Genomic DNA, 26,029 nt, shown 5'->3' with positions numbered 1-26,029 from the left:
TGCTGACTCGGCGAGGCCGCTCATTGTCGGCCTCTCTTGCAAAGCAGGTAGTCACGCGCGACATGCACATCAGGTTTCAGAAAGTCTGCCCAGGCGCTGCTCTTTATCCGGTTTCGGCAAGCGAGTCAGCGCGCGGGCGATTGGCGCGTTATGATAACGGCCGTTTGCAAACACTGAAAATATATCCAGCCTTTTTAGCTTGAATTCTTAATGCTCAGCACCGAACTAAAATCTCAGATCCAAGGCGCCTACAGCCGTTTTCTCGAGGCCAAGGGGCTCAAGCCGCGCTACGGCCAGCGCCTTATGATCGCTGAAATCGCCAAGGTGCTCGGCACCATCAAGACCGATGACGAAGGTCGCCGCGTGGGCGAGCCGGCGGTGGTTGCGGTGGAGGCGGGCACCGGTACGGGCAAGACCGTGGCCTACAGCATGGCGGCGATCCCAATCGCCAAGGCCGCCGGCAAGCGCATGGTGCTGGCAACGGCGACCGTCGCCTTGCAGGAACAGATCGTGCACAAGGACCTGCCGGACCTGATGCGCAACAGCGGCCTCAGTTTCAGCTTCGCCCTGGCCAAGGGCCGCGGCCGCTACCTGTGCCTGTCCAAGCTCGACGTGCTGTTGCAGGAAGGCCAGGCGCAAAGCTCTACCGCGCAGTTGTTCGAGGAAGAAGGCTTTCGCATCGACGTGGATGAGGAAGGGCAAAAACTCTTTACCACCATGATCGAGAAGCTGGCGGGCAACAAATGGGATGGCGACCGTGACAGCTGGCCGCAGGAGATGGAAGACAGTCGCTGGGCGCAGCTGACCACCGATCACAGCCAATGCACTGGCCGGCATTGCCCGAATTTTGGGCAGTGTGCGTTCTATAAAGCTCGCGAGGGCATGGGCAAGGTCGACGTGATCGTCACCAACCACGACATGGTGCTGGCTGACCTGGCCCTGGGCGGCGGTGCGGTGCTGCCTGATCCGCGCGACACCCTGTATGTGTTCGACGAAGGCCACCACCTGCCGGACAAGGCCATCGGCCATTTCGCCCATTTCACCCGGCTGCGCTCCACCGCCGACTGGCTGGAACAGATCGCCAAGAACCTCAGCAAGCTGCTCGCTCAGCATCCATTGCCGGGCGACCTTGGCCGCTTGATCGAACAGGTGCCAGAGCTGGCCCGCGAGCTGAAAACGCACCAGCAATTCATGTTCAGCGCCTGTGAGCAGGTTGCCGACTTCAAACCCGGTGAGGACATGGAGGGCCGCGAGCGCCCGCGCCATCGCTTCATCGGCGGTGTGGTGCCCGAGCATTTGATCGAGCTGGGTCTGGAACTGAAAAAGGGCTTCTCCAAACTCACCGATCTGTTCACCGGGGTCACCGAGCGGCTCAAGGAAGCCATGGACGGCGAAACCAGCATCGGCATCGCCAGCCACCAGGCCGAGGAGTGGTATCCGCTGTTCGGCAGCTTGCTGGCGCGTGCGCAGGGCACCTGGGAGCTGTGGCTGGCGTTCACCAGCGAAGACCCGGAAAACAGTCCGCCAATGGCGCGCTGGCTGACCCTGGCCGAGAGCGGTGCGCTGTTCGATATCGAGGTTAACGCCAGCCCGATCCTGGCGGCCGAGACCTTGCGTCGCAACCTGTGGAACGTGGCCTATGGCGCGCTGGTGACCTCGGCGACGCTGACCGCGTTGGGCACGTTCGACCGCTACCGCATGCGCGCCGGGCTGCCGAAGGTGTCCGTCACCGCCGTGGTACCGAGCCCGTTCCACCACGCCGACGCCGGTGTGTTGCGGGTGCCGGATCTCAAGGCCGACCCGCGCAATGCTGCCGAGCACACGGCCGCCATCATCCGTGAACTGCCTGGGCTGGTGCAGGGCTCGCGGGGGACGCTGGTGCTGTTTTCCTCGCGCCGACAGATGCAGGACGTATTCGACGGCCTGGAACGCGATTGGCGCAAGCGGGTGTTCATCCAGGGCAATCTGTCCAAGCAGGAAACCCTTAACAAGCACAAGGCGCGGGTCGACAGTGGTGAGGAGAGCGTGCTGTTCGGTCTGGCCAGTTTCGCCGAGGGCGTTGACCTGCCAGGCGCTTACTGCGAACACGTGGTGATCGCCAAGATTCCCTTCGCCGTGCCGGATGACCCGGTCGAGGCCGCGCTGGCGGAATGGATCGAAGCCCGTGGGGGCAATCCGTTCATGGAAATCTCTGTGCCCGATGCCTCGTTGCGCCTGGTGCAGGCGTGCGGACGCTTGCTGCGTACCGAGGCGGATCGCGGCACCATCACCTTGCTGGATCGGCGGGTGGTCACCCAGCGTTACGGCAAGGCGATTCTCAATGCGCTACCGCCGTTTCGCCGGGAAATTTCCTGAGCCCCACGGCGTTCTCCCGCGCTTCGCTGACGCGGCATAAAAAAGCCGCGCCGAAGCGCTGCTAATCGACATGCGGGCTTTGCGGTCGAGCCCCCAACTGGCGCACTATTGCGCCTTCGCGCGCGGTGCGCGAAAACGGCGTGTGGCAGGGTTGCCGCGCGCCATCCATATCTGTCGAGTTGCGGGGAGAAGGGGTCTTGAAGGTCAACACCTGGCTGCTGTCGGCAGACCGTTCGGTGCAGTGCGAAGCGCACTCAGCCACCGAGGGTCTGGTTTCCAAAGTTCTGTCACTGTGCATCGCTGCAGCCCGTCCCCGGCAACCCATGGCGATGGGGCGCCTGGCGCTGATCGCGCTGCTTGGCCTGCCCTTGGTGGGCAACGCCGCGGACCGCCAGGAATTGTTCAACTTCGTGCGCCCGATGGATGCCGTGCAGGTCGCTGGCGACAATGCGTTCCTGCCCAGCATCACCGCAGAAAGTGGCGCTCAGGGTGAAATCCTGCGCCGCGCGACGTTCAATCCGGGCGAGCGGCCGACCCTGCGGCTGACCCCGCAGAGCGGCAGCTGGGACTGGTCGGAATCGAGCGCCATGAGCCTGCGCGTGCAGAACGCCATGGACTGGGCGCTGACCGTCGATGTGACCATAGAAAGCACCGATGGCAAACGCCTGACCACGCAGATCGCGCTGCCTGCCGGGCCGGCGCAGACGCTGCTGGTGCCGCTGGGTGCTACTTCGCCACGTGCACAGGGTATGCGCGCCGGTGTGGTGATGCCGTGGCGCTATGACGGTCGCCTGCTGTTGCTGGCGGAAACCGTGAATGGCGAGATCGACGCCGCCAGCGTCAGCGCGGTGACGCTGTCGATCCCCAATCCCCAGGCCGCCCAGCATCTGCTGCTGGGGCGTTTTGGCGTGCGCGGCAGTGAGGACCTGGATGATGCCTACCAGGGCATCGTCGACAGCTATGGCCAGTTCACCCGCCGCGACTGGCCGGGCAAGATCAAGAACGACGAGCAGTTGCGTCAGAGCGTTGCCCAGGAAGACAAACAGCTGCAAGCCTGGCAGGCCGACCATCCCAAGCAGGACGTATACGGCGGCTGGATCGGCGGGCCGTCATTCGAGGCCAGCGGTTTTTTCCGTACCGAAAAGCGTGGTGGGCGTTGGTTTCTGATCACCCCGGAAGGCAACCCGTTCTACTCGCTGGGCGTGAATACCGTGATCGGCTCGCAGAGCCAGACCTACATCGAAGGTCGCGAGAAGATGTTCAGTGCGCTGCCGGCTGAAGGCGAGCCGCTGGCGGCGTTCTATGGCAGCAGCGATAACCAGTCCGACACCGGCGCCAATCGCGGCCGCTCGTTCGACAGCGGTCGTTGGTACGATTTCTACGGCGCCAACCTGCAGCGTACGTACGGTGCTCAAGAGCCTCAGGTTTGGCGCGAGCGTGCGCAGAATCGTCTGCAGGCCTGGGGCTTCAATACCCTGGGCAACTGGAGCGACAACGACTTTGCCGTCGACAAGCGCATGCCCTATAGCATTCCGCTGTCCATTCACGGCGACTACGCGACCATCAGCACCGGTGTCGACTGGTGGGGCGGTATGCCTGATCCGTTCGATCCGCGTTTCGCCATGGCGGCTGAACGCGCCATCGCTATCGCCACCCGTGACCATCGTGATGACCCTTGGGTGATGGGCTATTACGCCGACAATGAGCTGGCCTGGGCCGGCCCGGCAGACGACCCGTTGTCGCGTTACGCCTTGGCTTACGCCACCCTGCGCCTGACCACCGATGTGCCGGCCAAACGTGCCTTCCTCAAGCAGCTGCGCGACAAGTACCGCAACCAGGAGGGGCTGTCCAAGGCCTGGGGCATCGAGCTGGAGGCCTGGGAGCTGATGGAAGACCCAGGCTTCAAGGCGCCGCCAATCAGCCCGGCGTACCCAGCCATCGAAAGCGACATGAAGCGTTTCCTGCGTCTGTTCGCAGACACCTACTTCAAGACCATCGCCGACTCGCTTGACTGGCACACGCCGAACCATCTGCTGCTCGGCGGCCGTTTCTCCGCGAGCATTCCTGAAGCGGTAGAAGCCTGCGCGCAATATTGCGACGTGCTGAGCTTCAACTTCTACACCCGCGAGCCGCAGCACGGATATGACTTCGAGACCCTGCGCAAGCTGGACAAACCGATGCTGGTCACCGAGTTCCACTTCGGCTCTCGCGACCGCGGCCCGTTCTGGGGTGGCGTTGCCGAGGTCTACAAGGAGGAAGAGCGTGGCCCGGCTTATGCGCACTTCCTCGAAAAAGCCCTGGAAGAGCCGCAGATCGTCGGCGTGCACTGGTTCCAGTACCTCGACCAGCCGGTAACCGGGCGTTTGCTCGACGGCGAGAATGGTCACTTGGGCCTTGTGGCAATCACTGACCGGCCGTGGGACGGCTTCGTCAAGGCGGTGCGTACGGCCAACCTGGCCGTAGCACCGCTGGTGCTGGACGCCGCCAAGGCTGAGGCAACGCCTGCTAGCGAGGCGGTAACCGAGCCAGCACCAGCAGCTGAGCCCGCAGCCGCGCCCAAGCCATAATCACCCGCGCCAGGGCTGCCTGGCGCTGCCTTTGCAGGAGCAGTGTGTGCAGATTCAGGGTTACTTCGACCTCAAGTTCGAAGCCGTCAAAGACGCCTTTGCCGATTTTTTCGCTGATCCTCAGGAGCGAGGTGCCGCGCTCTGCGTGCAGGTCGGCGGCGAGACCGTGGTGGATATCTGGGCCGGTGTGGCCGACAAGGACGGCCAACAGGCTTGGCACAGCGATACCATCCTGAATCTGTTTTCCTGCACCAAGCCGTTCACTGCCGTCACGGCGTTGCAATTGGTCGCTGAAGGCAAGCTGGAGCTGGATGCTCCCGTGGCCCGTTACTGGCCCGAGTTCGCTGCCGCCGGCAAGGAACGCATCACCTTGCGACATCTGCTCAGCCATCAGGCCGGCCTGCCGGCGATCCGCGAGAGCCTGCCGGCCGAAGCGCTGTATGACTGGCAGACCATGACCAGCGCGCTGGCGGCCGAAGCGCCTTGGTGGGCACTCGGTGATGGGCACGGCTATGCGCCGATCACCTACGGCTGGCTGGTAGGCGAATTGTTACGACGCGTTGAGGGGCGTGGTCCGGGGGAGTCGATCGTCGCACGCACTGCCAAGCCGCTGGGGCTGGACTTCCATGTGGGCCTGGCTGATGAAGAATTTCACCGCGTGGCGACTATTACCCGTGGTAAGGGCAATGCCGGCGATGCGGCTGCGCAGCGGCTACTCAAGACCATGATGAGCGACGCCCAGGCGCTGACCACCCGAGCATTTGCCAACCCGCCGTCAATCATGACCAGCACCAACAAACCCGAGTGGCGGCGCATGCAGCAGCCCGCTGCCAACGGCCACGGTAACGCCCGTAGCCTCGCCGGTTTTTATAGCGGTTTGCTCGATGGCAGCCTGCTCGACAGCGAGCTGCTGGCAGAACTCACCCGCGAACACAGTGTCGGTGAGGACAGGACATTGCTGACCGCAACGCGTTTCGGTCTCGGCTGCATGCTCGACCAGCCCACCGTTGCCAATGCCACATACGGCATGGGGCCGGGCGCTTTTGGCCACCCTGGTGCAGGCGGCTCGACCGGCTTCGCCGACCCGCAGCGCGACGTTGCCGTAGGTTTCGTTACCAATAACCTGGGGCCGTTCGTCTTAATGGATCCGCGGGCACAGAAACTTGCAGGTATCTTATGCAAGTGTTTTTAAGAACCACGGCTAAACTCTTGCGCAGTATGGCTTTTAGCTTTTGATTCCGGGTTACCCGGGCGACCTCGACTGATTGGATGTGGATGACGATGCTTTCCTACAAGACTTGCGCACTGGCGCTTTGCGTACTGCTGACAGGTTGCTCCCTGTTCGACAAGAAGGAAGACCCGAAGCCGGCCCCGATGCCGCCGCCCGAGGTAACCCAGGCCTGGTTGGACGAGTACGAGCCGCTGGTACGTGAAGCGATCAAGGACAGCAACTTCGAACTGGAGCGTCGCGAAAACCTGCTGGTGGTCACCGCCCCGGTCAAGGGTTCGTTCAATCCGGATCGCCCTGGCATGTTGCTGCCAGTCACCCTGGGCCCGATCACTCGCGTTGCCAAGGTGCTGGAAAAAGACAGCAAGGTTGGCGTTCTGGTCCTGGGACACGCTGACAGCAGCGGCGCTCTGGAAACCAACCGTGAGCTGAGCCATGAGCGCGCCCGTGCCTTTACTGCCATTTTCCGTCTTAGCGGCCTGAAGCAGGATCGCCTGATGGTCAAGGGTATGGGCCCGGACATGCCACGTGCAGCCAACGACAGCGCCAATGGCCGTGAGCTCAATCGCCGTGTGGAAATCCTCCTGACTCGTCAGGACACCCTGCGCGCGCTGATCGCTCAATACAGCCAGCCGGCTGCGTCGGTCACTGCCGAAGCCACTGCGGTGGCCGTCGCCGACAAGCCAGCCGCCAAAGCTGATGCCAAGCCCGCTGCCAAGGCGGTGGCCAAGTCCTCCGCTAAACCTGCAGCCAAGCCAGCGGCTAAGCCAGCAGCCAAGGCCGTTGCCAAATCTGCTGACAAGCCAGCCGCGAAAGGCACCACCAAGCTGGCCGACGCCAAGAAAGTGATTGCTGCGGATCAAGCCAAATAAGTGCTACCCCGTTAAGCTAGGGTTTTTGTCGCTTCCGAGAGCCTTCTCATGACTCAGACCCTGGCTGACATGCGCCGTGATTACATCCGCGACGGCTTGAGTGAGGATCAGGCCCCACCTGAACCCCTCACCTTGTTCAAAAGCTGGTTCACCGACGCGGTGAACACTGAGCAACTGCCTGTAGAACCCAACGCCATGACCCTGGCGACCGTCGACGCCGACGGCCGTCCGCACTGCCGTGTATTGCTGCTCAAAGGCCTGGACGATCAGGGCTTCACCTTCTTCAGTAACTACCAGAGTGCCAAGGGCGAGCATCTGCTGGCGAACCCTTTTGCGGCGATGACTTTTTTCTGGCCGACACTGGAGCGCCAGGTTCGAATCGAAGGTCGCGTGGAGCGGGTATCGCCGGCAGAATCCAACGCCTATTTCCAGGTACGCCCGCTGGGCAGTCGCCTCGGTGCCTGGGCATCGCCACAGAGCCGGGTGATCCGTGATCGCGGCGAACTCGAAGGGTTGTTGGCCCAGGCCGAAAAACGCTTTGCCGACGAAGCGCCGGAGTGCCCGCCGCACTGGGGTGGATACCGCCTGCTGCCCGAACGCATCGAGTTTTGGCAGGGCCGAGCCAGCCGCCTGCACGACCGGCTCGACTATCGGCGTGACGGCGAAGCCTGGTTACGTCAGCGCCTGGCACCCTGAGTCCACCCAAACCCCATCGCTGATGCGGTGACCGGCATGTCGCCGCAACAGCCATTCTGCATACAATGGCGGCTTCCTTTACCGAGGCCGCGCCATGCTCGAACTCGACTCCACACTGGCCCAGCACATCGTTGATCGGGCGATGGCTATCTTGCCGTACAACATCAATGTGATGGACGCCCAGGGCATGATCATCGGCAGTGGTGATCCTGCACGCCTGCATACCCGCCATGAAGGGGCGCAACTGGTGCTGGCCAACCGTCGCGTGGTGGAAATCGACGAGCAGGCCGCTACGTGCCTGCGCGGTGTGCGCCCTGGGGTCAACCTGCCGTTGTTGCACGACGATGACCTGATTGGGGTGCTCGGCATTACCGGCGCACCGGAGGTGGTGCGGCCTTATGCCGAGCTGGTGCGCATGGCTGCCGAAATGCTGGTCGAGCAGCGCCAGTTGCAAGCCGAAAGGCATTGGCAGCGGCACCAGCTGGACGCCTGGTTGCGTCAGTTGTTCGACCCGGCGGTGCCGCTCAATACCCTGGCTGCAGATGCTGAGCGCCAGGGCCTGGCACTTGGCTGGCCGCGCCAGGTGTGCCTGTTGGAGCTGGACGAGCAGGGCGAGCCGCTCGGGCAGCAGGCCCGCCTGCTTGGAGCGTTGAGTGGCAAGAGCGAGTACTTGTGCGCACCGCTGGGCATGCGTGAACTACTCTGGTGCCGGCCACTGACCGCCAGCCGCGATGATGCCCACTGGCTGGAGAATGCCGATGAACGCGGCTGGGGCGTGAAGCGCCTGCTGATCAGCGACCCAGTGCAGTCGCTTGGGCAGCTGCGCCAGGCTTGCCTGGCGCTGCGCGATCTGCAGGCTTTCGCCCGAGCGCGCTATCCCGCATTACGTCTTGTCTCGTTGGAGGAGCATCGCCTGCCGACGCTGCTTCACTCTCAGCGCAACAGTTGGTTGCTGCAGGGCTGGCTGGCGCCCCTCAAGCACGTGTTGGCTCACGATGGCAACGGTGTGTTGCGCGAAACCCTGGAAGCCTGGTGCGCGCATGACGGTCAGGTGCAAAGTTGTGCCGCGGCGTTGGGTATTCATCGCAATACCTTGCGTTATCGCCTCGAACGCATCGCCGAACTCAGTGGTGTGGAACTGACGCGGCTGGACCGACGCTTGCAGCTTTCATTGGGATTGGGGCTGATAGAGCCGAACGGATAGCTATCCTCATGTTGCGCATGCACAGTAACTGCCGCCTGGTTTGCGTTGCTGATTGTGCGAGTGAACAGGGTGCCGATGCACGCCGCTGAGTGACAATGCGCAGCAGTAGCACCCACCATAACAACAATGAGGACACCGGCATGGCTCTGGTTCTGATCCTGGTCGCATTGATCGCGTTCATCGTGCTCTCGACCACCCGTCTCAAGCTCCACCCCTTTCTTGCACTGCTGGCAGCTGCCCTGATCGCTGGCTTTGCCTACCAGCTGCCTCATCAGGACATTCTCAAGACCATCGCCACCGGCTTTGGCGGCATCCTCGGCAATATCGGCATCGTGATCGTGCTGGGCACCATCATCGGCGTGATTCTCGAACGCAGCGGTGCGGCGATCACCATGGCGGAGACGGTGATCAAGCTGCTCGGCGAGCGCTTCCCGACGCTGACCATGTCGATCATCGGCTACCTGGTGTCGATTCCGGTGTTCTGTGACTCCGGGTACGTCATCCTCAACTCGCTGAAGAATGCATTGGCCGCGCGCATGAAAGTGTCGGTGGTGGCCATGAGCGTCGCTTTGGCGACAGGCCTGTACGCCACTCACACCTTTGTGCCGCCAACACCTGGGCCCATCGCCGCCGCTGGCAACCTGGGGCTTGAATCGAGCCTGGGGCTGGTGATTGCCGTCGGCCTGTTCGTCGCGATGGTCACCGCGTTGGCCGGCATGTTGTGGGCGAACCGTTTCGTCGGTAAGGACATCGCCCTGGTAGACGACGGTACACCGCTGCCCAGCAGCGAAGATTTTGCCGATTTGCGCGCCAAATACGGTCAGTTGCCCAGCGCGATGCAGGCCTTCTCGCCAATTTTCCTGCCGATCCTGCTCATCTGCCTCGGCTCGATCGCAGCATTCCCGAGCAAACCCTTCGGTGAGGGTGATGTGTTTGCCGTGCTGCGCTTTTGCGGGCAGCCAGTGATCGCCCTGTTGTTCGGCCTGCTCCTGGCCTGCACCTTGCTCAAGGGCAACGGCAAGCGTCAGGCCCTGCATGACCGGGTCGCCGAAGGCATCGTTTCCGCCGCCCCGATCCTGCTCATCACCGGTGCAGGCGGAGCGTTCGGCGCGGTACTGAGCGCATCGCCACTGGGCGGTTTCCTGGGTAGCACGCTGTCGGGCCTGGGCGTCGGTCTGTTCATGCCGTTCCTCGTTGCTGCTGCACTCAAGACGGCTCAGGGGTCGAGCACAGTGGCACTGGTGACCACCTCGGCGATGGTTGCCCCGCTGATGGCGCAGCTTGGCCTGGATAGCGAGATGGGGCGTGTACTCACCGTGATGGCTATCGGCTCGGGTGCGATGACCGTTTCGCATGCCAACGACAGTTTCTTCTGGGTGGTTACCCAGTTCAGCCGCATGCCGGTAGCCGTCGCTTACCGCGCGCAGACCGTGGCCACCCTGATTCAGGGCGTGGTCGGCATGCTTACCGTCTGGCTGCTCAGCCTGGTACTGCTGTAAGCCGTTTCTCTTGGGGGCGCCCGCGGGCGCCCCGCCGTTTTCGAGGTCGCCTCCATGAAAATCGTCATTGCTCCTGATTCGTTCAAGGAGAGCCTGAGTGCGCCTGAGGTTGCTCAGGCCATTGCCCGCGGCTGGCTCGCCGTCTACCCGGATGCCGAAATCGCCTTGTGCCCGATGGCCGACGGCGGTGAAGGCACTGTGGATGCGGTGCTGGCGGCCACTGGCGGCGAACGCCGTGAATTGACTGTACAGGGCCCCTTGGCCACGCAGGTACAGGCCCACTGGGGATGGCTGGGAGATGGCACGGCAGTCATCGAGATGGCCGCTGCCAGCGGCCTGCACTGGGTGCCGAGCGCACAGCGTGATGCTCGCGTAACCAGCAGTTACGGCACTGGAGAGTTGATTCGGGCAGCGCTGGATGCCGGCGCCACGCGAATCATTCTCGGCCTCGGCGGCAGTGCCACCAACGATGGCGGCAGCGGCCTGTTGCGCGCGCTCGGCGCACGCTTTCTCGACGCCGGCGGCAACGAGTTGCGGCCTGGCGGGGCGGCACTGGCCAAGTTGCAGCGCGTCGATCTCAGTGCACTCGATGCTCGTTTGCACGACGTACAGGTTGATGTGGCTGCAGACGTCGACAATCCGCTGTGTGGCCCCCGAGGCGCCTCAGCGGTGTTCGGGCCGCAGAAGGGTGCCAACCCTGCGCAAGTCGAGGAGCTGGATGCTGCGCTCGCGCGCATGGCCGAAGTGGTCAGCGAGGCGCTGGGCGAAGATTTCAGCAATTTCCCAGGCGTGGGGGCGGCCGGTGGGCTGGGCTTTGCCGCCAAAGCGTTCTTCGATGCCCGCTTTCGTCCGGGTGTCGAGCTAGTAGCAGAACTTTCCGGGCTGGCCGAGGCTGTTGCTGGCGCGGATCTGGTCATTACCGGTGAGGGCCGGCTGGACGCCCAGAGTCTGCATGGCAAAACCCCGGTTGGTGTGGCGCGGGTAGCGCAGGCGCAGGGCGTTCCGGTGGTTGCTCTGGCCGGCAGTCTGGGCGATGGCTATCAGCAGGTGCGCGAGGCAGGTATCGAGGCAGCGTTCAGCCTGGCGCCCGGGCCGATCAGCCTCGAGTACGCGTGCGCTCACGCCGCCGAAGAACTGGAGGCGCGGGCCGCTGATCTCGCCCGATTCTGGCGCGTGGCACAGGCGGCAAGAAGCTGATCACAGTGCCATATGGTGCCTTCTCATGCGGCTCGATGCTGGCTGTTGGTCGCTAGTGTGCACTGCGTCGGGATGGCGACAATCGGGTTTCGGCGCTGCCTATACTCGCTGGTGCGTGTGACGTTGCCGAAGCGCAATGCTGTACCGTTTCTGAACGAGCGGTGCAATTTGCGCATTCTGAATGAGCGTCCTGCTTACCGTGCTGTCATAGCGTTATCAGTCCACGTCTGGAGAATCGTCATGCATAAACTTGGTATTTTCGTTGTCCTGTTTGCCGCAGCGACTCTCACTCTCGGCGGCTGCGCATCGAGTCTGACTGGCGACAGCTATTCGCGTGATGAAGCACGCGCGGTACAGACCGTTCGCATGGGCACCATCGAATCTCTGCGCCCGGTCAAAATCGAGGGCACCAAGACGCCGATCGGTGGCGGTGCCGGTGCCGTGATCGGCGGTGTGGCAGGCAGTGGCGTCGGTGGCGGGCGTGGCTCGGCCGTCGCGGCGGTGATCGGTGCCGTGGCAGGTGGCCTGCTGGGCGCTGCGACCGAAGAAGGCATCACGCGTACCCAAGGTGTGGAAATCACCGTCCGTGAAGACGACGGCAGCATGCGCGCTTATGTGCAGGCAGTCGAAGAGAATCAGGTCTTCCGCGTCGGCGAGCGAGTACGCATCATGACGGTGAACGGCACCAGCCGCGTCACCCATTGATGGGGTGCTGACGGAACCAGCGTTTCGTTTGCAGTCGCTAGGAAAGGTCGGGCCAGTTCGCTGGTCCGGCCTTTTTTTGGAGCAATTGAGCGGACCGTTGCGTAAGGTGCGGCTTTGCGGCGCAGGGCAGGGATAGCTTTCGTAATAATTCTATCCATGACGCGTGGTCGATAGTTAAGCATAATCGACGGCGTTTTCCCGGCAGGTGCCAGCCGCGGTCCGTGAGCAGAAAAACAAGTCGAACGCCTCTGTTGTTTCGCCAGTCAGTAGACCGGGCTGCACCGCGTGCGGATACTTGGTCTTGACGCTGCGACTGGTGGTTCCACCGCCTGCAGGATTGGGTTTACGCAACTACCGCAGGGATCGGCCCGGACGCCTGGCGACCGGCCTTCTGACACACACTAACTGGCCGTCCAGTTGAATGACGGGCTTGTACAAGGGGTTTAGTGTATGGCGCTTGCGCTGATCATCGCCTTACCATTTCTGGGCATCATCCTGCCGTTATTGGCCGACCGTATGGGCCGCTCGCTGTGTGCGCTGGGCGCTGCGCTCGGCCCGGCGGCGGCTCTCGTGCTGCTGTGGCTGGAGCAACCGGCCGTATTCGCCGGTGAGGTGCAGACCGTTCGCTATCCGTGGCTGACGAATCTCGGCCTGGACCTGAGCTTGCGGCTGGATGGCCTCGGGTTCATGTTCGCCCTGATGATTCTCGGCATCGGTCTGCTGGTCATTCTTTACGCTCGTTATTACCTGGCCAAACAGGAGCCGATGGGGCGCTTCTTCGCCTATCTGCTGTTGTTCATGGGCTCCATGCTCGGTGTGGTGCTCTCCGAGAACCTGCTGCTGATGCTGATGTTCTGGGAGCTGACCAGTCTGTCTTCCTTCCTGCTGATCGGTTTCTGGAGCGGCAGTTCCGATGCGCGCCGTGGCGCGCGCATGGCACTGACGGTGACCGGTGGCGGCGGCTTGGCGCTGCTGGCAGGTATTCTTCTGCTCGGCAACATCGCTGGCAGCTTCGAGCTGAGCCAGGTGCTGGAGGCGGGCGATGTAATCCGCGCCCATTCGCTGTACCCGCTGACCTTGATCCTGATTCTGCTCGGCGTCTTCACCAAGTCCGCGCAGTTCCCGTTCCACTTCTGGTTGCCGCAAGCCATGTCGGCGCCCACACCGGTATCGGCTTACCTGCACTCGGCAACCATGGTCAAGGCCGGGGTGTTTCTGCTGGCGCGTCTTTATCCGGCGCTGTCCGGTACGGACTGGTGGTTCTACCTGGTCAGCATGACCGGTATGGCGACGCTGCTGTTCGGTGCCGGCATGGCGCTGTTCCAGCATGACCTCAAGGGCTTGCTGGCGTATTCAACCATCAGTCACCTGGGCCTGATTACGTTGCTGTTTGGCTTGGACACGACCATGGGCACGGTCGCTGCTCTGTTCCACATCATCAACCACGCGACCTTCAAGGCGTCGCTGTTTATGGCGGCGGGGATCATCGACCACGAAACCGGCAGCCGCGACATGCGCAAGATCGCCGGGTTATGGAAGTACATGCCGCATACCGCGGTGCTAGCCATGGTGGCAGCGTCCGCCATGGCTGGCGTGCCGCTGCTCAATGGCTTCCTCAGCAAGGAGATGTTCTTCAGCGAAACCCTCAATCAGGACCTGTTGGGCATTTTCAACTGGATGATCCCGGCCGCCGCGACCCTGGCCGGTGTCTTCTCGGTAGCCTATTCGCTGCGCTTCATTCACGACGTGTTCTTCAACGGCGAGCCGAAAGACCTGCCCAAGTACCCGCCTCATGAGCCGCCGCGCTACATGAAGATACCGGTTGAAGTGCTGGTGTTCATTTGCCTGCTGGTAGGCGTGGTTCCGGCTTATACGGTAGCGCCGCTGCTGGCCTCGGCGGTATCTGCGACCCTCGACGGTCACGTGCCGGAATACAGCCTGGCGATCTGGCACGGCTTCAATCTGCCGCTGATGATGAGCTTCATCGCATTACTCGGCGGTATCGTCGTGTACCTGTGCCGTGAGCCGCTGTTCCGTTGGTACAACGGTCTGCCGTCGGTCAATTCGCTCGAGGTATTCGAACGTTGCGTCACCGGTTTGGCGAAAGGCGCTCGTAAGCTGACGCGCCTGCTGGAAAGCGGTTCGTTGCAGCGCTATATAGCCCTGCTGCTGTTCAGCGCGCTGCTGTTGCTGACCATAGCGCTGTCGTCGCTGAAGAGGCTTCGCGGTGAGGTTCCACTGTCGCCTATGGATGGCATCACCGCGTTCGGCATGGCAGTGCTCTGCGTGATGGCGGTGTTAACCGTGGTGTTCCATCGCAACCGCTTGAAGGCCCTGATGATTCTCAGCTGCGCCGGGCTGATGGTGGCGCTGGGCTTTGCACGCTACTCCGCGCCTGATCTGGCACTGACTCAGCTGTCAATCGAAGTGGTAACCATCATTCTGCTCGTGCTGGCGCTGTTCTTCATGCCGGACCGCACGCCCATGGAATCCAGTAGCCTGCGTGGTTTGCGTGATTTCATGTTGGCGGGGGGCGCAGGCATCGTGGTGGCGCTGTTGACCTACGCGATCATGACCCGTCCGTACGACAGCATCTCCTCGTTCTTCCTGGAGAACAGTGTCAGCGGAGGTGGCGGCACCAACGTGGTGAACGTCATTCTGGTCGACTTCCGTGGCTTCGATACCTTGGGCGAGATCTGCGTATTGGCGATCGCCGCCGTGGGTATCTACGGGCTGCTGTCGGGCCTGCATCTGCCGCATCCGCGCACCGATGCCAACGGCAAGGAGTGGTCGCGCGACGCCCATCCGATGATTCTCGACAATATCGCTCGCGTGCTTTTGCCAATGGCGCTGCTGGTGTCGGCCTTCATTTTCCTGCGCGGGCACAACTTGCCCGGTGGCGGATTCATTGCCGGGCTGATCACCGCCGTGGCGTTGATTCTGCAATACGTCGCCCATGGTGTGGAGTGGACACAGCGCCGCCTGCCATTCAGCTTCCACAGCCTGGCCGGTTTGGGGGTGATGATCGCGGCATTGACCGGCCTGGGCAGTTTTGTCTTCGGCGCACCGTTCCTGACCTCCGCGTTCAATCATTTCCACCTGCCGCTGATTGGTGAGTTCGAGCTGGCCACGGCGCTGCTTTTCGACCTTGGCGTGTACCTGGCAGTCGTCGGAGCGACATTGCTGATCCTGTCCAATATCGGCCATGTCAGTCAGGACGAATCCAGCAAGGAGGTATTTTGATGGAAGCGTTATTCGCCATTACCCTGGGCGTGCTCACGTCCAGCGGCGTCTATCTGCTGATGCGCGCACGCATCTATCCGGTGGTGATGGGGCTGACCCTCATTTCCTATGCAGTGAACCTGTTTCTGTTCGGCATGGGCCGCCTAGGCACCGGCGTGCCGGCGGTGATCGGCAAAAGCAGTGAATACGGGGATCCGCTTCCTCAGGCGTTGGTGCTGACCGCCATCGTCATTGGTTTTGCCATGACCGCTTTCGTGGTGGTGCTGTCCTTGCGGGCACTCGGTGAGTTGAGTACCGATCATGTGGACGGCGAGGAACCACGCTGATGAATCATGGGGTAATTCTGCCGATCCTGCTGCCGCTGTTCGCTGGCAGCCTGCTGTTGATCCTTTCGCGACTGTCGATGACCGGCAAACGCTGGATATCGATGTGCTCGACCCTGGCTTTGCTGCCGCTGAGTGTATGGCTGTTGCTGCAGGCCAACACCGGCGTGCTGCATGTCTATGCCCTGGGCAATTGGCAGGCGCCGTTCGGTATCGTGCTGGTGCTCGACCGACTCGCGGCGCTGATGTTGGTCGTGACCGCGGTGCTGGCTACGTTCGCTGCGCTGTACGCCATTCGGGGCGACGATGAGCGCGGGCCGAACTTTCATGCCTTGCTGCAATTCCAGTTGCTGGGCATCAACGGCGCCTTTCTGACCGGCGATCTGTTCAACCTCTTCGTGTTCTTCGAGATTCTGCTGATCGCCTCGTACTCGCTGCTGGTGTACGGCGGCGGGCCGAAGCGCGTCAAGGCCGGGATGCACTATGTGGTCCTCAATCTGGTCGCTTCGTCGCTGTTCTTGATTGGCGTCGGCACGCTCTATGGGTTGCTGGGTACGTTGAACATGGCTGATCTGGCGGTGAAAATCGCCGCCGCGGATGTCGAGCGGCAGCCGCTGATCGCAGCGGCTGGCTATCTGCTGCTGATCGTGTTCGGCCTCAAGGGCGCCATTCTGCCGCTGTACTTCTGGCTTCCCAGTGCCTATGCCTCCGCCACGGCGCCCGTAGCGGCGCTGTTCGCAATCATGACCAAGGTCGGCCTGTATGCGGTGATCCGCGTCTTCACGCTGATGTTTGGCAGCGAGGCCGGTGGCCTTGCTCACCTGGTCGATGAACTGCTCTGGCCATTGGCGATGCTCACGTTGGCCGTTGGCGCTGCTGGTGCGTTGGCGATGCGCAGCCTCGAGCGAGTGATCGGCTACCTGGTCATCGTGTCGGTCGGCACATTGCTGGCGGGTGTGGCGATCGCCACGCCAGAAAGCCTGGCAGCGGCGTTGTTCTATCTGGTGCACAGCACCTGGGTGTGCGGCGGGCTGTTCTTGCTGGCCGACGTGGTGGCCCGCCAGCGCGGCGAACTGCGCGGCCGGCTGCGCGGCCGGCTGCGCGAGGGTCCCCGTTTGCTGCAACCCTTGCTACTCGGCTCGTTATTTTTCATGGCCGCTATCTCAGTGGCCGGGCTGCCGCCATTTTCCGGCTTCCTCGGCAAGCTGATGCTGTTGCGCTCGGCGCAGACCGGCGAGCAGATGCTGGTGTTGTGGCCGGTGGTGCTGATCGCTGGGCTGGTAATGGTCATCGCCCTTGGCCGCGCCGGCAGCACGCTGTTCTGGCGCTCGGCGCCTGAATCGGCGGCAGACGCCGAGTCCGACTGGGTCAGAATCCTCGTCGTGATTGGCCTCCTGGCGTTTAGCCCGTTGCTGGTGGTGGCCGCTCAGCCAGTGCAGGAATACATGCAGGCGACGGCGCAACAGCTGCTGAATCTGCAGCCCTATCTGCAAATCGTGCGTGGAGGTGAGGCATGAGTCGCTCTCGCTGGTTGCCTCACCCCATGCTCACCCTGATGCTGACAGTGATCTGGCTGCTATTGGTCAATACACCCAGTGTCGCGCATTTGCTATTGGGCGCGTTCCTGGGCTGGGGCATTGCCCTGCTATGCCGGGGCTTCATGGTCGATCTGCCGCGCCTGAAGCGTCCGCTGTTGCTGCTGCGCTATGTCCTGATGGTGCTGTGGGACATCCTGCGTGCCAATATCAGCGTGGCAAAGCTGGTACTCGGACGCATTGAAAAGCTGCAACCGGCGTTCGTCGAAGTGCCTATCGACATCGAGAATGAATTCATCCTGTCGGTGCTTGCGTGCATTCTGTCTCTCACGCCAGGCACCGTGTCCTCCGGTCTCAGCGCGGATCACAAAACCCTGCTGTTGCACGTTCTTGATGTCGATGACGCCGAGGCCCTGATCGACCAGGTGAAATCGCGCTACGAGGCACCGCTGATGGAGATCTTCCAATGCTCGAATACGTGATTCTTCTGTGCATGGCGATAATGAGTGTCGCCACACTGCTGAACGTGATCAGCCTGCTGCGCGGGCCCGACATGCCGGATCGAGTGCTGGCGCTCGATACGCTGTATATCAATGCGCTCGCGTTGCTGGTGTTGTTCGGCATCTGGCTGGAGTCGGATCTGTTTTTCGAGGCGGCGCTGCTGATCGCCATCATGGGTTTCGTCGGCACTGTTGCAGTGGGCAAACATATGCTGCACGGCGACATCATCGACTGACTGGAGATTCATCATGGCATTCTGGATCGAAGCACTGGTCGCCTTTTTCCTGCTTGTGGGCTGTATCTTCGCGTTGATCGGCGCGATCGGTCTGTATCGCCTGCCGGACTTTTTCACCCGCTTGCACGGCCCTACCAAGGCGACAACGCTTGGAGTGGGCAGCATGGTCGCCGCCTCGATGATTTTTTTCGGCAATCTGGGCAACGGCCTGAGCCTTCATGAGTTGCTGATCACCCTGTTCCTGTTCATCACCGCGCCGGTCAGTGCTCACATGCTGGCCAAGTCGGCGATGCAACAGAAGGTCAAACTGCTCGATCGCACCCGCGGGCGCCCCTGGGATTCCTGAACTGAGCGGCAGACTGCCTCAGCGAATGTGCCTGTCGCCAGACAGGTATCACTCATAGACTGCATCGCGTGTTCGTTTGCCATGAGGGCTTCACCGATGCAGTGGCAATCCCGCGCGGCCACCGCCGCTGATGTCGACGCGCTTTGTGCGCTGATTTTCGAACATGGCGCCAATCCCTGGAATCACCTGCCGCGTGCAGAGGTCCTGGCCCACCTTCACGGTATTGGCGATGGCAGCACGCGCGCCGTGCTGGCGGAAGAAGAGGGCAGGCTGCTGGGGTTTGTCAGCCATGTACGCACCACCTGGTTTCATGAATACCAACCGTTGGGCCGCCAGGATGATGCGCACGCCTACGTCTGCGAGGCGGTGATCCATCGCGACATGGCCGGGCGTGGTCTTGGCTCGGAGTTGCTGAGACAGGTGGTGGCGGCCATCCACGCCGATGGACTCGACGACATCTACATCGACCGTCACGAAGAAAACGCCGCGTCGGCAGGCATGATGCGCAAGGCAGGCTTCGTCGAAATCAGCACCTACGACGATGCCGAGCGCCGGCCCAATGGGTCGCGGCGCACCACCCTATGCCGCTGGCAGACGCCGGTGGGTCAGCCCGGCTGACCCTGCAGCAGAGCGCGGGCCAGCCCTTCTGCGACGCGGATACCGTCGACGCCCGCCGAAAGAATGCCGCCGGCATAACCTGCACCTTCTCCGGCCGGGAACAGCCCGCGCACGTTGAGGCTTTGTAGGTCCTCGCCCCGGGTGATGCGCAGCGGAGAGGAGGTGCGCGTCTCGATGCCGGTGAGTACTGCATCGTGCAGGTCGAAACCTTTGATCTGCTTGCCGAAGGCCGGCAGCGCCTCACGGATAGCCTCGATGGCGAAGTCCGGCAGTGACGGCGCCAGGTCACCCAGCTTTATTCCGGGCTTGTAGGAAGGCTCGACACTGCCCAGCGCGGTGCTCGGCTTGCCGGCAATGAAGTCGCCAACCAGTTGGCCTGGCGCTTCGTAGTTGCTGCCGCCCAGCACGTAAGCGAGCGATTCCAGACGCTCCTGCAGTTCGACGCCCGCCAGCGGGCTACCGGGGTAGTCCTGCTCTGGCGTGATGCCGACGACGATACCGGCGTTGGCGTTACGCTCATTGCGCGAGTACTGGCTCATGCCGTTGGTTACCACGCGGTGCGGCTCGCTGGTGGCGGCGACCACAGTGCCGCCTGGGCACATGCAGAAGCTGTACACCGAGCGACCGTTCTTGGCGTGGTGCACCAGCTTGTAGTCGGCGGCGCCGATCTTCGGATGCCCGGCGTACTTGCCGAGGCGGGCGCGGTCGATCAGCGATTGCGGATGCTCGATACGGAAGCCCACCGAGAACGGCTTGGCTTCCATGAACACGCCGCGCTTGTGTAGTGCGCGGAAGGTGTCACGCGAGCTGTGGCCGAGGGCCAGAATCACGTGGCGGCTGTGGATCTGCTCGCCGCTTTCCAGCTCTACGCCGACCAGTTGGCCGTCTTCGATGAGCACGTCGCTGACGCGCTGCTGGAAGCGCACTTCACCGCCCAACGCCTTGATCTCTTCGCGCATGGTGGCGACCACGCCGGTCAGGCGAAAGGTGCCGATGTGCGGCTTGCTGACATACATGATTTCGTCCGGTGCACCGGCCTTTACGAATTCTTCCAGCACCTTGCGGCCGTAGTGGTTGGGGTCCTTGATCTGGCTGTACAGCTTGCCATCGGAAAAGGTCCCCGCGCCGCCCTCGCCGAACTGCACGTTGGACTCAGGATCGAGCACGTTCTTGCGCCACAGGCCCCAGGTGTCTTTGGTGCGCTGGCGCACTTCCTTGCCCCGTTCCAGCACGATCGGCCTGAGTCCCATCTGCGCCAGCAGCAGAGCGGCAAAGATGCCGCACGGGCCGAAGCCGATCACCAGCGGGCGCTGTGCCGGCTGCTGCTCGGCAGCGATGGTCAGCGGCTTGTAGCGCACGTCCGGGGCGACGCCAAGGTTGCGGTCATTGTTCAGGCGCGCCAGCAGCGCGGCTTCGTCACGCACGCTGAAGTCGAGGGTGTAGATAAAGGGCATGTCACCGAACTTCTTGCGCGCATCGTAGCTGCGCTTGAACACGCTGAGCTCGAGCAGCTCGCTGTCGTCGATACCCAGGCGCTCTACGAGTGCAGGGCGAATGGCATCGTCCGCGTGGTCGAGGGGCAGTTTCAGTTCGGTGATGCGCAGCATGTCGGTCTACCTTTCAGGGCCGGAGGTCACCCGGCAGCTTTTCGAGGGCGGCGATTATGGCCGAAAAATCCGCACGAGGCTGCAGTTCAGGCTGCGCAGTCGACGGGCAGAGCCGAGATGAAGTGTGTCACTTGTTGGATCAGGTGCGTCATTGCCAGACCTCACCGGCGCAAAGGACTCTCGCATGCAATCGCAAAGGATGCTTTCCATCGGCTATCTGGCTGGCCTCATCACACCGCTCTGGCTGACGTTGGGCGTGGCCTTGGCCGGTGCGCTTTATCCCGGCTATAGCCATCTAGACCACGCCATGAGCCTGCTTGGCGCTCACGGTGCACCTACCCAGAGCCTGTCACCGCTGATCAATAACTTCCCGCTGGGCGCGTTGTTCATGGTCTTCGGCGTCGCCGTTGCGCTGAGTTTCGACAATCGCTGGGCGCGCTTGAGTGGCATTCTGATCGTCGTGCATGGCCTGGGCAGCTTCGGTACTGGTTACTTTTCCTGTGATGCAGGCTGCGCGCCAGAGAGCCCGTCGGCCAGCCAGAATCTGCATAACCTCGCAGGGCTGGCCATGGCGCTCAGCCTGCTGCTGGCCAGTGCGCTGTGGGTTTACCTGGGACGTCGTCTGCTCGGCTCACGCGGTTTTTCCTGGCTGTCGCTGCTGTGCACGTTGCTGGTGCTCGGCACCTTGCCGTTGATGGCCGGGGCGCTGGAAAGCGGTCATGGGTTCGGCCTTTACCAACGCATCAATTACGGCGCATCGCTTTTATGGGTGGCTGCGCTGGCGCTGATGTTGTTGCGGCGCGAACGTATTCAGCGAGTGCCCAACCACCCCTGACGCTGCTCGCTATTCAGAAAGGTCCAGGCCACGAAGCGGCTCTGCTTCTGGCCCTGGCTCATTTCCACCGTACGGGTTTCCAGCGCGCCGGCCTTCTTGAGTGCGGCGTACACGCCCGGCAGGTTGCCGGATTTGGAAATCAGCGTGCTGAACCACAGCACCTGTTCAGCATGTTCGGCGCTCTCGCGAATCAGTCGGGAGGCGAACGCCGCTTCACCGCCGGGGCACCACAGCTCGGCTGCCTGGCCGCCGAAGTTCAGCACCGGCAACTTGCGCTTGGGATCGAGCTTGCCCAGATTGCGCCATTTGCGTTTGCTGCCGCTGGTGGCTTCGTCAGCCGAGGCGTGAAAGGGCGGGTTGCAGATCGTGAGGGCAAAACGCTCACCAAGCTGCAACAAGCCCGTGAAAACGTGTCGCGCGTCGGGCTGCAGGCGCAACTCGATCTGCTCGCTCAGGCCAGGATTGGATTGCACGATGGCCCTGGCCGACGCGATGGCCTGCGGCGCGATGTCTGCACCAACGAACCGCCAGCCGTATTCACAGGTGCCCAGCAGCGGGTAGATGCAGTTGGCGCCCACGCCGATGTCCAGTGCCTGTACCCCGGCGCCCCTGGGGATTTCACCGCCGTTGTCGCTGGCCAGCAGGTCCGCCAGGTAGTGCAAATAGTCCGCGCGCCCCGGAATCGGCGGGCACAGATAGTCCGCCGGGATGTCCCAGTGCGCGATGCCGTAGAACTGCTTGAGCAGGGCGCGGTTGAAGACCTTCACCGCCGCCGGGTTGGCGAAGTCGATACTCTGGTTACCGTACGGATTGATGATCACGAACGCCGCCAGCTCCGGGCTGGCTTTGATCAGCGCCGGGAAGTCGTAGCGCCCTTGGTGGCGGTTGCGCGGATGCAGCTGACCTTTGTCAGTCGGCGAGGCAGGCGGTTTCGGCGGGCGTTTGGCAGGCATGCTGATGGATCACACAAAGGGCGGTGGGACATTTTCCCACAGCCGTCCGTGACGTGCTTGCCGGCTTTGCTGCGGTGCGCTGGAAAGCTGCGGCGGCCACGATTGGCGTTCGGCGGCGCACTGACCCAGGTCAAGGGTGCGCCGCCTGCCCAGCTCTAGACTGGCGCGATCTATGGATATGACAGGGAGGCCGACATGGCCTATCTCAATTGGAGCGATGACCTGAACACAGGGATCGCGGTGATCGATGGTCAGCACCGGCGCATCGTCGACATGATCAACGAGCTATATGTCGCGCAACAGAAGAGTTCACGCGAGGGCGTGGCCCAGGTGATCGAGGAGCTGGTGGACTACACCACCTCGCACTTCGCTTTCGAGGAGGCGATGCTCGAAGAGGCCGGCTACGTGTTCACCAAGGCCCACAAGCGGGTGCACGACATTTTCATCAAGCGGGTCGACGACTACCGCACGCGCTTCAAACAGGGCGAGGACGTCTGCGATGAATTGCGCAGCCTGCTCGGGCGTTGGCTGTTCGGCCATATTCGCAATGACGACCAGAACTACGTGGCGGCCGTTACCGAAAACCTGCGTCGCCTGGCCGCCGACAAGACCGAAGACGGCTGGCTGAGTCGCGCCAAACGGCGCTTCTTTCGCGCGGCATAGCGGGTGTTTCAAGGCGAGAGCGGACGTAGGGTGGATCGGGGCGCGTAGCTGACGCTCTTTTCATCCACCATTGCGATCGCAGAGCGGTGGACGGGTCGGGCCGCGTAGATGAGGCGTCGTCCACCCTACGACTGTGGGAGCGGGCCGTGCCCGCGATTCGCGTGCATGAACAACTGGGCGTCCCCGCCCGCTCCCACCATTCGTAGGTTACGCATCATCTGCGCGCATCCCAGGTAGACGTAGGGTGGATGGCGCTTTTTTCATCCACCATTGCGATCGTAAAGCGGTGGACGGATGAAGCGTCGTCCACCCTACGCCTAGAGCCCCTCCCGCGATCGTGAACGGCCGCTCCCGCCACCAACCCGCCGTTGTTCCTTACGTTGATCTAGAGCGGGAATATCCACGGCACCATCACCACGCTGACGATCATCACCAGCACGGTGAACGGCACGCCGATGCGCACGAAGTCGCCGAAACGATATTGGCCCGGTCCCAGCACCAGGGTGTTCACCGGTGAGGAGATCGGTGTCATGAAGGCGGCCGAGGCGGCCAGCGCCACGGTCATCGCGAAGGGTACGGGGGAGGCACCCAATGCTTGGGCGGTGGCGATCGCTACCGGAGCCATCAGCACCGCAGTGGCGGTGTTGGAGATGAACAGGCCTATCAGTGCGGTAACAGTGAACAGGCTTGCGAGGATCACCCGCGGCCCGGACTCGCCCAGCGCGCCGACCAGGCCGTTGACCGCCAGGTCGATACCGCCGGTTTTCTGCAGGGCCAGGGCGAAGGGCAGCATGCCGACGATAAGAATCAGGCTTGGCCAGTGGATCGACCGGTAGGCGCTGGTCATGTCGATGCAGCGGAAGGCGCCCATCAGCAGGCAGCCGATCAGCGCGGCCATCACGTTGGGCACCAGCCCGCTGATCATCAGCCCGACCATTACCATCAGGCTTAGCAGGGCATGGGGCGCCTTGCTGGCGGCAGGCGCCACTTCATCGACCTCGGCCGGCAGGCTGAGCACCAGAAAGTCGCGGTTGAGGCTTTGCAGGTGGTGGATCCGCTTCCAGCTACCGGCCACCAAGAGCGTGTCGGCGTGGGTCAGCTTCTCGTCCACCAGCAGGCCTTCCAGCGCCTGGCCATGGCGACGCAGACCGACCACGTTGAGCTTGTAGCGGCTGCGCAGGCCAAGTTCCTGGATGGTCTTGCCCGGCAAATGTGATTCCGGCGGCAGGGCCACTTCGGCCAAGCCGAGCTCGTGGGAATGCACGCTGTAGTAGGAGTTGCGCAACGGCAGGGCTTCCAGGCCAAGTTCGTCATAGGCGCCGAGCAGGGCGATGGCCGGGCTGGCCAGGTCAACCAGCAGCACGTCACCAGGCTGCACCTGGGTATTGCCGGTGGCCATCAGCAGCAGGGTGCGAAACTGCCGCTGGCGCTCCACGGCGATCACATTGATGCCGTATTGCGAACGCAGTTTCAGTTCATCCAGTGCCTGATTGGCCAGAGGGGAGTCGGCGCGTACCTGCAAGCGCCGTTCGCGCTCACTGAGCCGGTAACTCTGGGCCAGATCGGCCAGGGTCAGGCGCGGCGGCGCGGTCTCGTCACCGCTATCGTCGCGTTGCAGCCAGCGCCGGGTGGCGAGCATGTACAGCACGCCGAGTACCAGTACGGTAAGGCCGATTGGTGTGAAGCTGAAGAAGTCGAAGCCCGGCAGGCCGGCGCGCAGCAGCTCGCTGTGCACCACCATGTTCGGCGGCGTGGCCACCAGGGTGAGCATGCCGCTGATCAGTCCGGCAAACGCCAGCGGCATCATCAGCCGGCCCGGTGCGATCTTCAGGCGTGCGGCCACACCAAGCACCACCGGGATAAAGATCGCCACGACACCGGTCGAACTCATCACCGAGCCGAGCCCGGCGACCGCCACCATGAGCAGCACCAAGAGGCGTGTTTCGCTGCTGCCAGCCTTGGCCACCAACCAGTCGCCGAGGCGATAGGCGATGCCGGTGCGCACCAGCCCCTCGCCAATCACGAACAGCGCGGCGATGAGGATTACGCTGGGGTCGCTGAAGCCGGCAAGGGTCTCCTGAATGCTGAGCACGCCGGTCAGCGGCAAGGCGACGAGAATCATCAGCGCGACCACGTCCATGCGTGGTTTGTCGAGAATGAACAGCACCACGGCGGTGAACAACAGGCCGAGCACCATGAGTAATTCGTAGGTCATTCTGGCTCCTTGTCAAGGAAGTTTCAGCGCCCGTTTAAAGGCTCGCGAGCGATAACAGTACGAGGCCCAGGCGGCTTCGCGAAAGAGGCGAGGTAGCGGAGTTCACAGGTATAAGTGAGCATTACCGCTTCGCGTCTGGCAGCACTAGTGTGTGTTTGAGCACGTGGTTGCCAAGTCTGCTGTTAACGCCGCAGTGTCGATAAGCAGCAGACGTTGGGAGTTTCTCAGGGATAGCCGAGTACTGCCTTGATCTGCTGCAGGTTGGCGGCGATCCAGTGCTTGTCGATGGCGCCCCAGTCGCGGATCAGGTAACGCCCGGCGTTGTTGCGTTCGCCATCCTGCTGCTGGAATTCGCAATGGATATCCAGCTCTTCCAGCGCAGTGAGGGTGTCCTGGGCGGTACGTCGTGGCATGCCGGTGGCGGCAATCAACGCCGGCACGCTATCGGCCGTGCCGCTGTCGATCAGCCAGGCAACGTAGAGGCGGCGGTAGAAGCTGGTTTTGGTCTTGCTTACGTCCATGCAGGTTGTCCGTGTTGGGCCAGGGTAGGGCGACTATAGCAGCGCTGACGGCGCGGCCCTACGCAGCGGGACAACCCGCCAGCCGCGCGCAAACGCGGCTGGGCATTCATC

General features: G+C 62.6%; 22 protein-coding genes. 18 read left to right on the top strand and 4 right to left on the bottom strand.

Going from position 1 to position 26,029, the window contains the following annotated elements:
- Window positions 1–210 precede the first annotated feature (210 nt).
- From dinG to BLS60_RS05465, 16 genes are all read left to right on the top strand, one after another.
- On the top strand, window positions 211–2,355 hold the full coding sequence (gene dinG, locus BLS60_RS05540; protein ID WP_070882308.1) for an ATP-dependent DNA helicase DinG: 2,145 nt from the start codon (window positions 211–213) through the stop codon (window positions 2,353–2,355).
- Between the two features lie 329 nt (window positions 2,356–2,684).
- Window positions 2,685–4,922: a beta-agarase gene (locus BLS60_RS05535; protein WP_092366533.1), complete on the top strand. Its 2,238-nt coding sequence runs from the start codon at window positions 2,685–2,687 to the stop codon at window positions 4,920–4,922.
- 46 nt (window positions 4,923–4,968) lie between these two features.
- On the top strand, window positions 4,969–6,114 hold the full coding sequence (locus tag BLS60_RS05530; RefSeq protein ID WP_092365704.1) for a serine hydrolase domain-containing protein: 1,146 nt from the start codon (window positions 4,969–4,971) through the stop codon (window positions 6,112–6,114).
- A gap of 83 nt (window positions 6,115–6,197) precedes the next feature.
- The gene (locus BLS60_RS05525) at window positions 6,198–7,022 is read left to right on the top strand and encodes an OmpA family protein (protein WP_244153368.1); all 825 of its coding nucleotides are present in this window, start codon (window positions 6,198–6,200) and stop codon (window positions 7,020–7,022) included.
- A gap of 48 nt (window positions 7,023–7,070) precedes the next feature.
- Window positions 7,071–7,718: a pyridoxamine 5'-phosphate oxidase gene (pdxH, locus tag BLS60_RS05520; protein WP_092365698.1), complete on the top strand. Its 648-nt coding sequence runs from the start codon at window positions 7,071–7,073 to the stop codon at window positions 7,716–7,718.
- 94 nt (window positions 7,719–7,812) lie between these two features.
- Window positions 7,813–8,922: a sugar diacid recognition domain-containing protein gene (locus BLS60_RS05515; RefSeq protein ID WP_092365695.1), complete on the top strand. Its 1,110-nt coding sequence runs from the start codon at window positions 7,813–7,815 to the stop codon at window positions 8,920–8,922.
- A 140-nt stretch (window positions 8,923–9,062) separates the two neighbouring features.
- Window positions 9,063–10,421 carry a GntP family permease gene (locus tag BLS60_RS05510; protein ID WP_092366530.1) on the top strand — a complete coding sequence of 453 codons (1,359 nt, stop codon included), beginning with the start codon at window positions 9,063–9,065 and terminating at the stop codon, window positions 10,419–10,421.
- Between the two features lie 54 nt (window positions 10,422–10,475).
- Complete coding sequence (locus tag BLS60_RS05505) at window positions 10,476–11,618, top strand: glycerate kinase (protein WP_092365692.1); 1,143 nt, start codon at window positions 10,476–10,478, stop codon at window positions 11,616–11,618.
- 240 nt (window positions 11,619–11,858) lie between these two features.
- Entirely contained in the window at window positions 11,859–12,323 is a 465-nt protein-coding gene (locus BLS60_RS05500) for an outer membrane lipoprotein (protein WP_092365689.1), read from the top strand.
- 450 nt (window positions 12,324–12,773) lie between these two features.
- Entirely contained in the window at window positions 12,774–15,566 is a 2,793-nt protein-coding gene (locus tag BLS60_RS05495; protein ID WP_092365686.1) for a monovalent cation/H+ antiporter subunit A, read from the top strand.
- On the top strand, window positions 15,566–15,892 hold the full coding sequence (locus tag BLS60_RS05490; RefSeq protein WP_092365683.1) for a Na+/H+ antiporter subunit C: 327 nt from the start codon (window positions 15,566–15,568) through the stop codon (window positions 15,890–15,892). The genes BLS60_RS05495 and BLS60_RS05490 overlap by 1 nt, the downstream gene beginning before the upstream one ends.
- Window positions 15,892–17,406, top strand: a complete 1,515-nt coding sequence (locus BLS60_RS05485; RefSeq protein ID WP_092365680.1) for a monovalent cation/H+ antiporter subunit D — start codon at window positions 15,892–15,894, stop codon at window positions 17,404–17,406. Before BLS60_RS05490 ends, BLS60_RS05485 begins: the two co-directional genes overlap by 1 nt.
- Complete coding sequence (locus BLS60_RS05480; RefSeq protein WP_070882318.1) at window positions 17,403–17,906, top strand: Na+/H+ antiporter subunit E; 504 nt, start codon at window positions 17,403–17,405, stop codon at window positions 17,904–17,906. The genes BLS60_RS05485 and BLS60_RS05480 overlap by 4 nt, the downstream gene beginning before the upstream one ends.
- On the top strand, window positions 17,891–18,160 hold the full coding sequence (locus BLS60_RS05475; RefSeq protein WP_070882319.1) for a K+/H+ antiporter subunit F: 270 nt from the start codon (window positions 17,891–17,893) through the stop codon (window positions 18,158–18,160). Before BLS60_RS05480 ends, BLS60_RS05475 begins: the two co-directional genes overlap by 16 nt.
- A 13-nt stretch (window positions 18,161–18,173) precedes the next feature.
- Window positions 18,174–18,506 (top strand): Na+/H+ antiporter subunit G, encoded by a 333-nt coding sequence (locus BLS60_RS05470; protein WP_070882320.1) that lies wholly within the window; start codon window positions 18,174–18,176, stop codon window positions 18,504–18,506.
- 96 nt (window positions 18,507–18,602) lie between these two features.
- On the top strand, window positions 18,603–19,124 hold the full coding sequence (locus tag BLS60_RS05465) for a GNAT family N-acetyltransferase (RefSeq protein WP_092365677.1): 522 nt from the start codon (window positions 18,603–18,605) through the stop codon (window positions 19,122–19,124).
- Here BLS60_RS05465 and BLS60_RS05460 read toward each other — a convergent pair.
- A complete protein-coding gene (locus BLS60_RS05460; protein ID WP_092365674.1) occupies window positions 19,112–20,731 on the bottom strand; it encodes an NAD(P)/FAD-dependent oxidoreductase in 1,620 nt (539 codons plus the stop codon). The two genes, BLS60_RS05465 and BLS60_RS05460, sit on opposite strands and share 13 nt — an antisense overlap.
- Window positions 20,732–20,915: 184 nt before the next feature.
- On the opposite strand from BLS60_RS05460, the gene BLS60_RS05455 reads away from it, so the two are divergent.
- Entirely contained in the window at window positions 20,916–21,566 is a 651-nt protein-coding gene (locus tag BLS60_RS05455; protein WP_244153367.1) for a DUF998 domain-containing protein, read from the top strand.
- Here BLS60_RS05455 and rlmF read toward each other — a convergent pair.
- Window positions 21,542–22,519, bottom strand: coding sequence for a 23S rRNA (adenine(1618)-N(6))-methyltransferase RlmF (rlmF, locus tag BLS60_RS05450; RefSeq protein ID WP_092365669.1), 978 nt, complete (start codon window positions 22,517–22,519; stop codon window positions 21,542–21,544). The genes BLS60_RS05455 and rlmF overlap by 25 nt on opposite strands.
- A gap of 195 nt (window positions 22,520–22,714) precedes the next feature.
- Between rlmF and BLS60_RS05445 the strand changes: the two genes are divergently transcribed.
- The gene (locus BLS60_RS05445; RefSeq protein WP_092365666.1) at window positions 22,715–23,182 is read left to right on the top strand and encodes a bacteriohemerythrin; all 468 of its coding nucleotides are present in this window, start codon (window positions 22,715–22,717) and stop codon (window positions 23,180–23,182) included.
- Window positions 23,183–23,567: 385 nt separating this feature from the next.
- Here BLS60_RS05445 and BLS60_RS05440 read toward each other — a convergent pair whose 3' ends face one another.
- Together BLS60_RS05440 and BLS60_RS05435 are read right to left on the bottom strand one after the other, a co-directional pair.
- Window positions 23,568–25,397, bottom strand: coding sequence for an SLC13 family permease (locus BLS60_RS05440; RefSeq protein WP_092365663.1), 1,830 nt, complete (start codon window positions 25,395–25,397; stop codon window positions 23,568–23,570).
- A 224-nt stretch (window positions 25,398–25,621) separates the two neighbouring features.
- The gene (locus tag BLS60_RS05435) at window positions 25,622–25,918 is read right to left on the bottom strand and encodes a winged helix-turn-helix domain-containing protein (protein WP_070883344.1); all 297 of its coding nucleotides are present in this window, start codon (window positions 25,916–25,918) and stop codon (window positions 25,622–25,624) included.
- Window positions 25,919–26,029: the final 111 nt, after the last annotated feature.

The sequence above is a fragment of the Phytopseudomonas seleniipraecipitans genome (assembly GCF_900102335.1).
Classification (GTDB): Bacteria; Pseudomonadota; Gammaproteobacteria; order Pseudomonadales; family Pseudomonadaceae; genus Aquipseudomonas; species Aquipseudomonas seleniipraecipitans.
The sequence above is the reverse complement of the archived record's forward strand: the minus strand, read 5'-3'. Positions and strand labels throughout refer to the sequence as shown.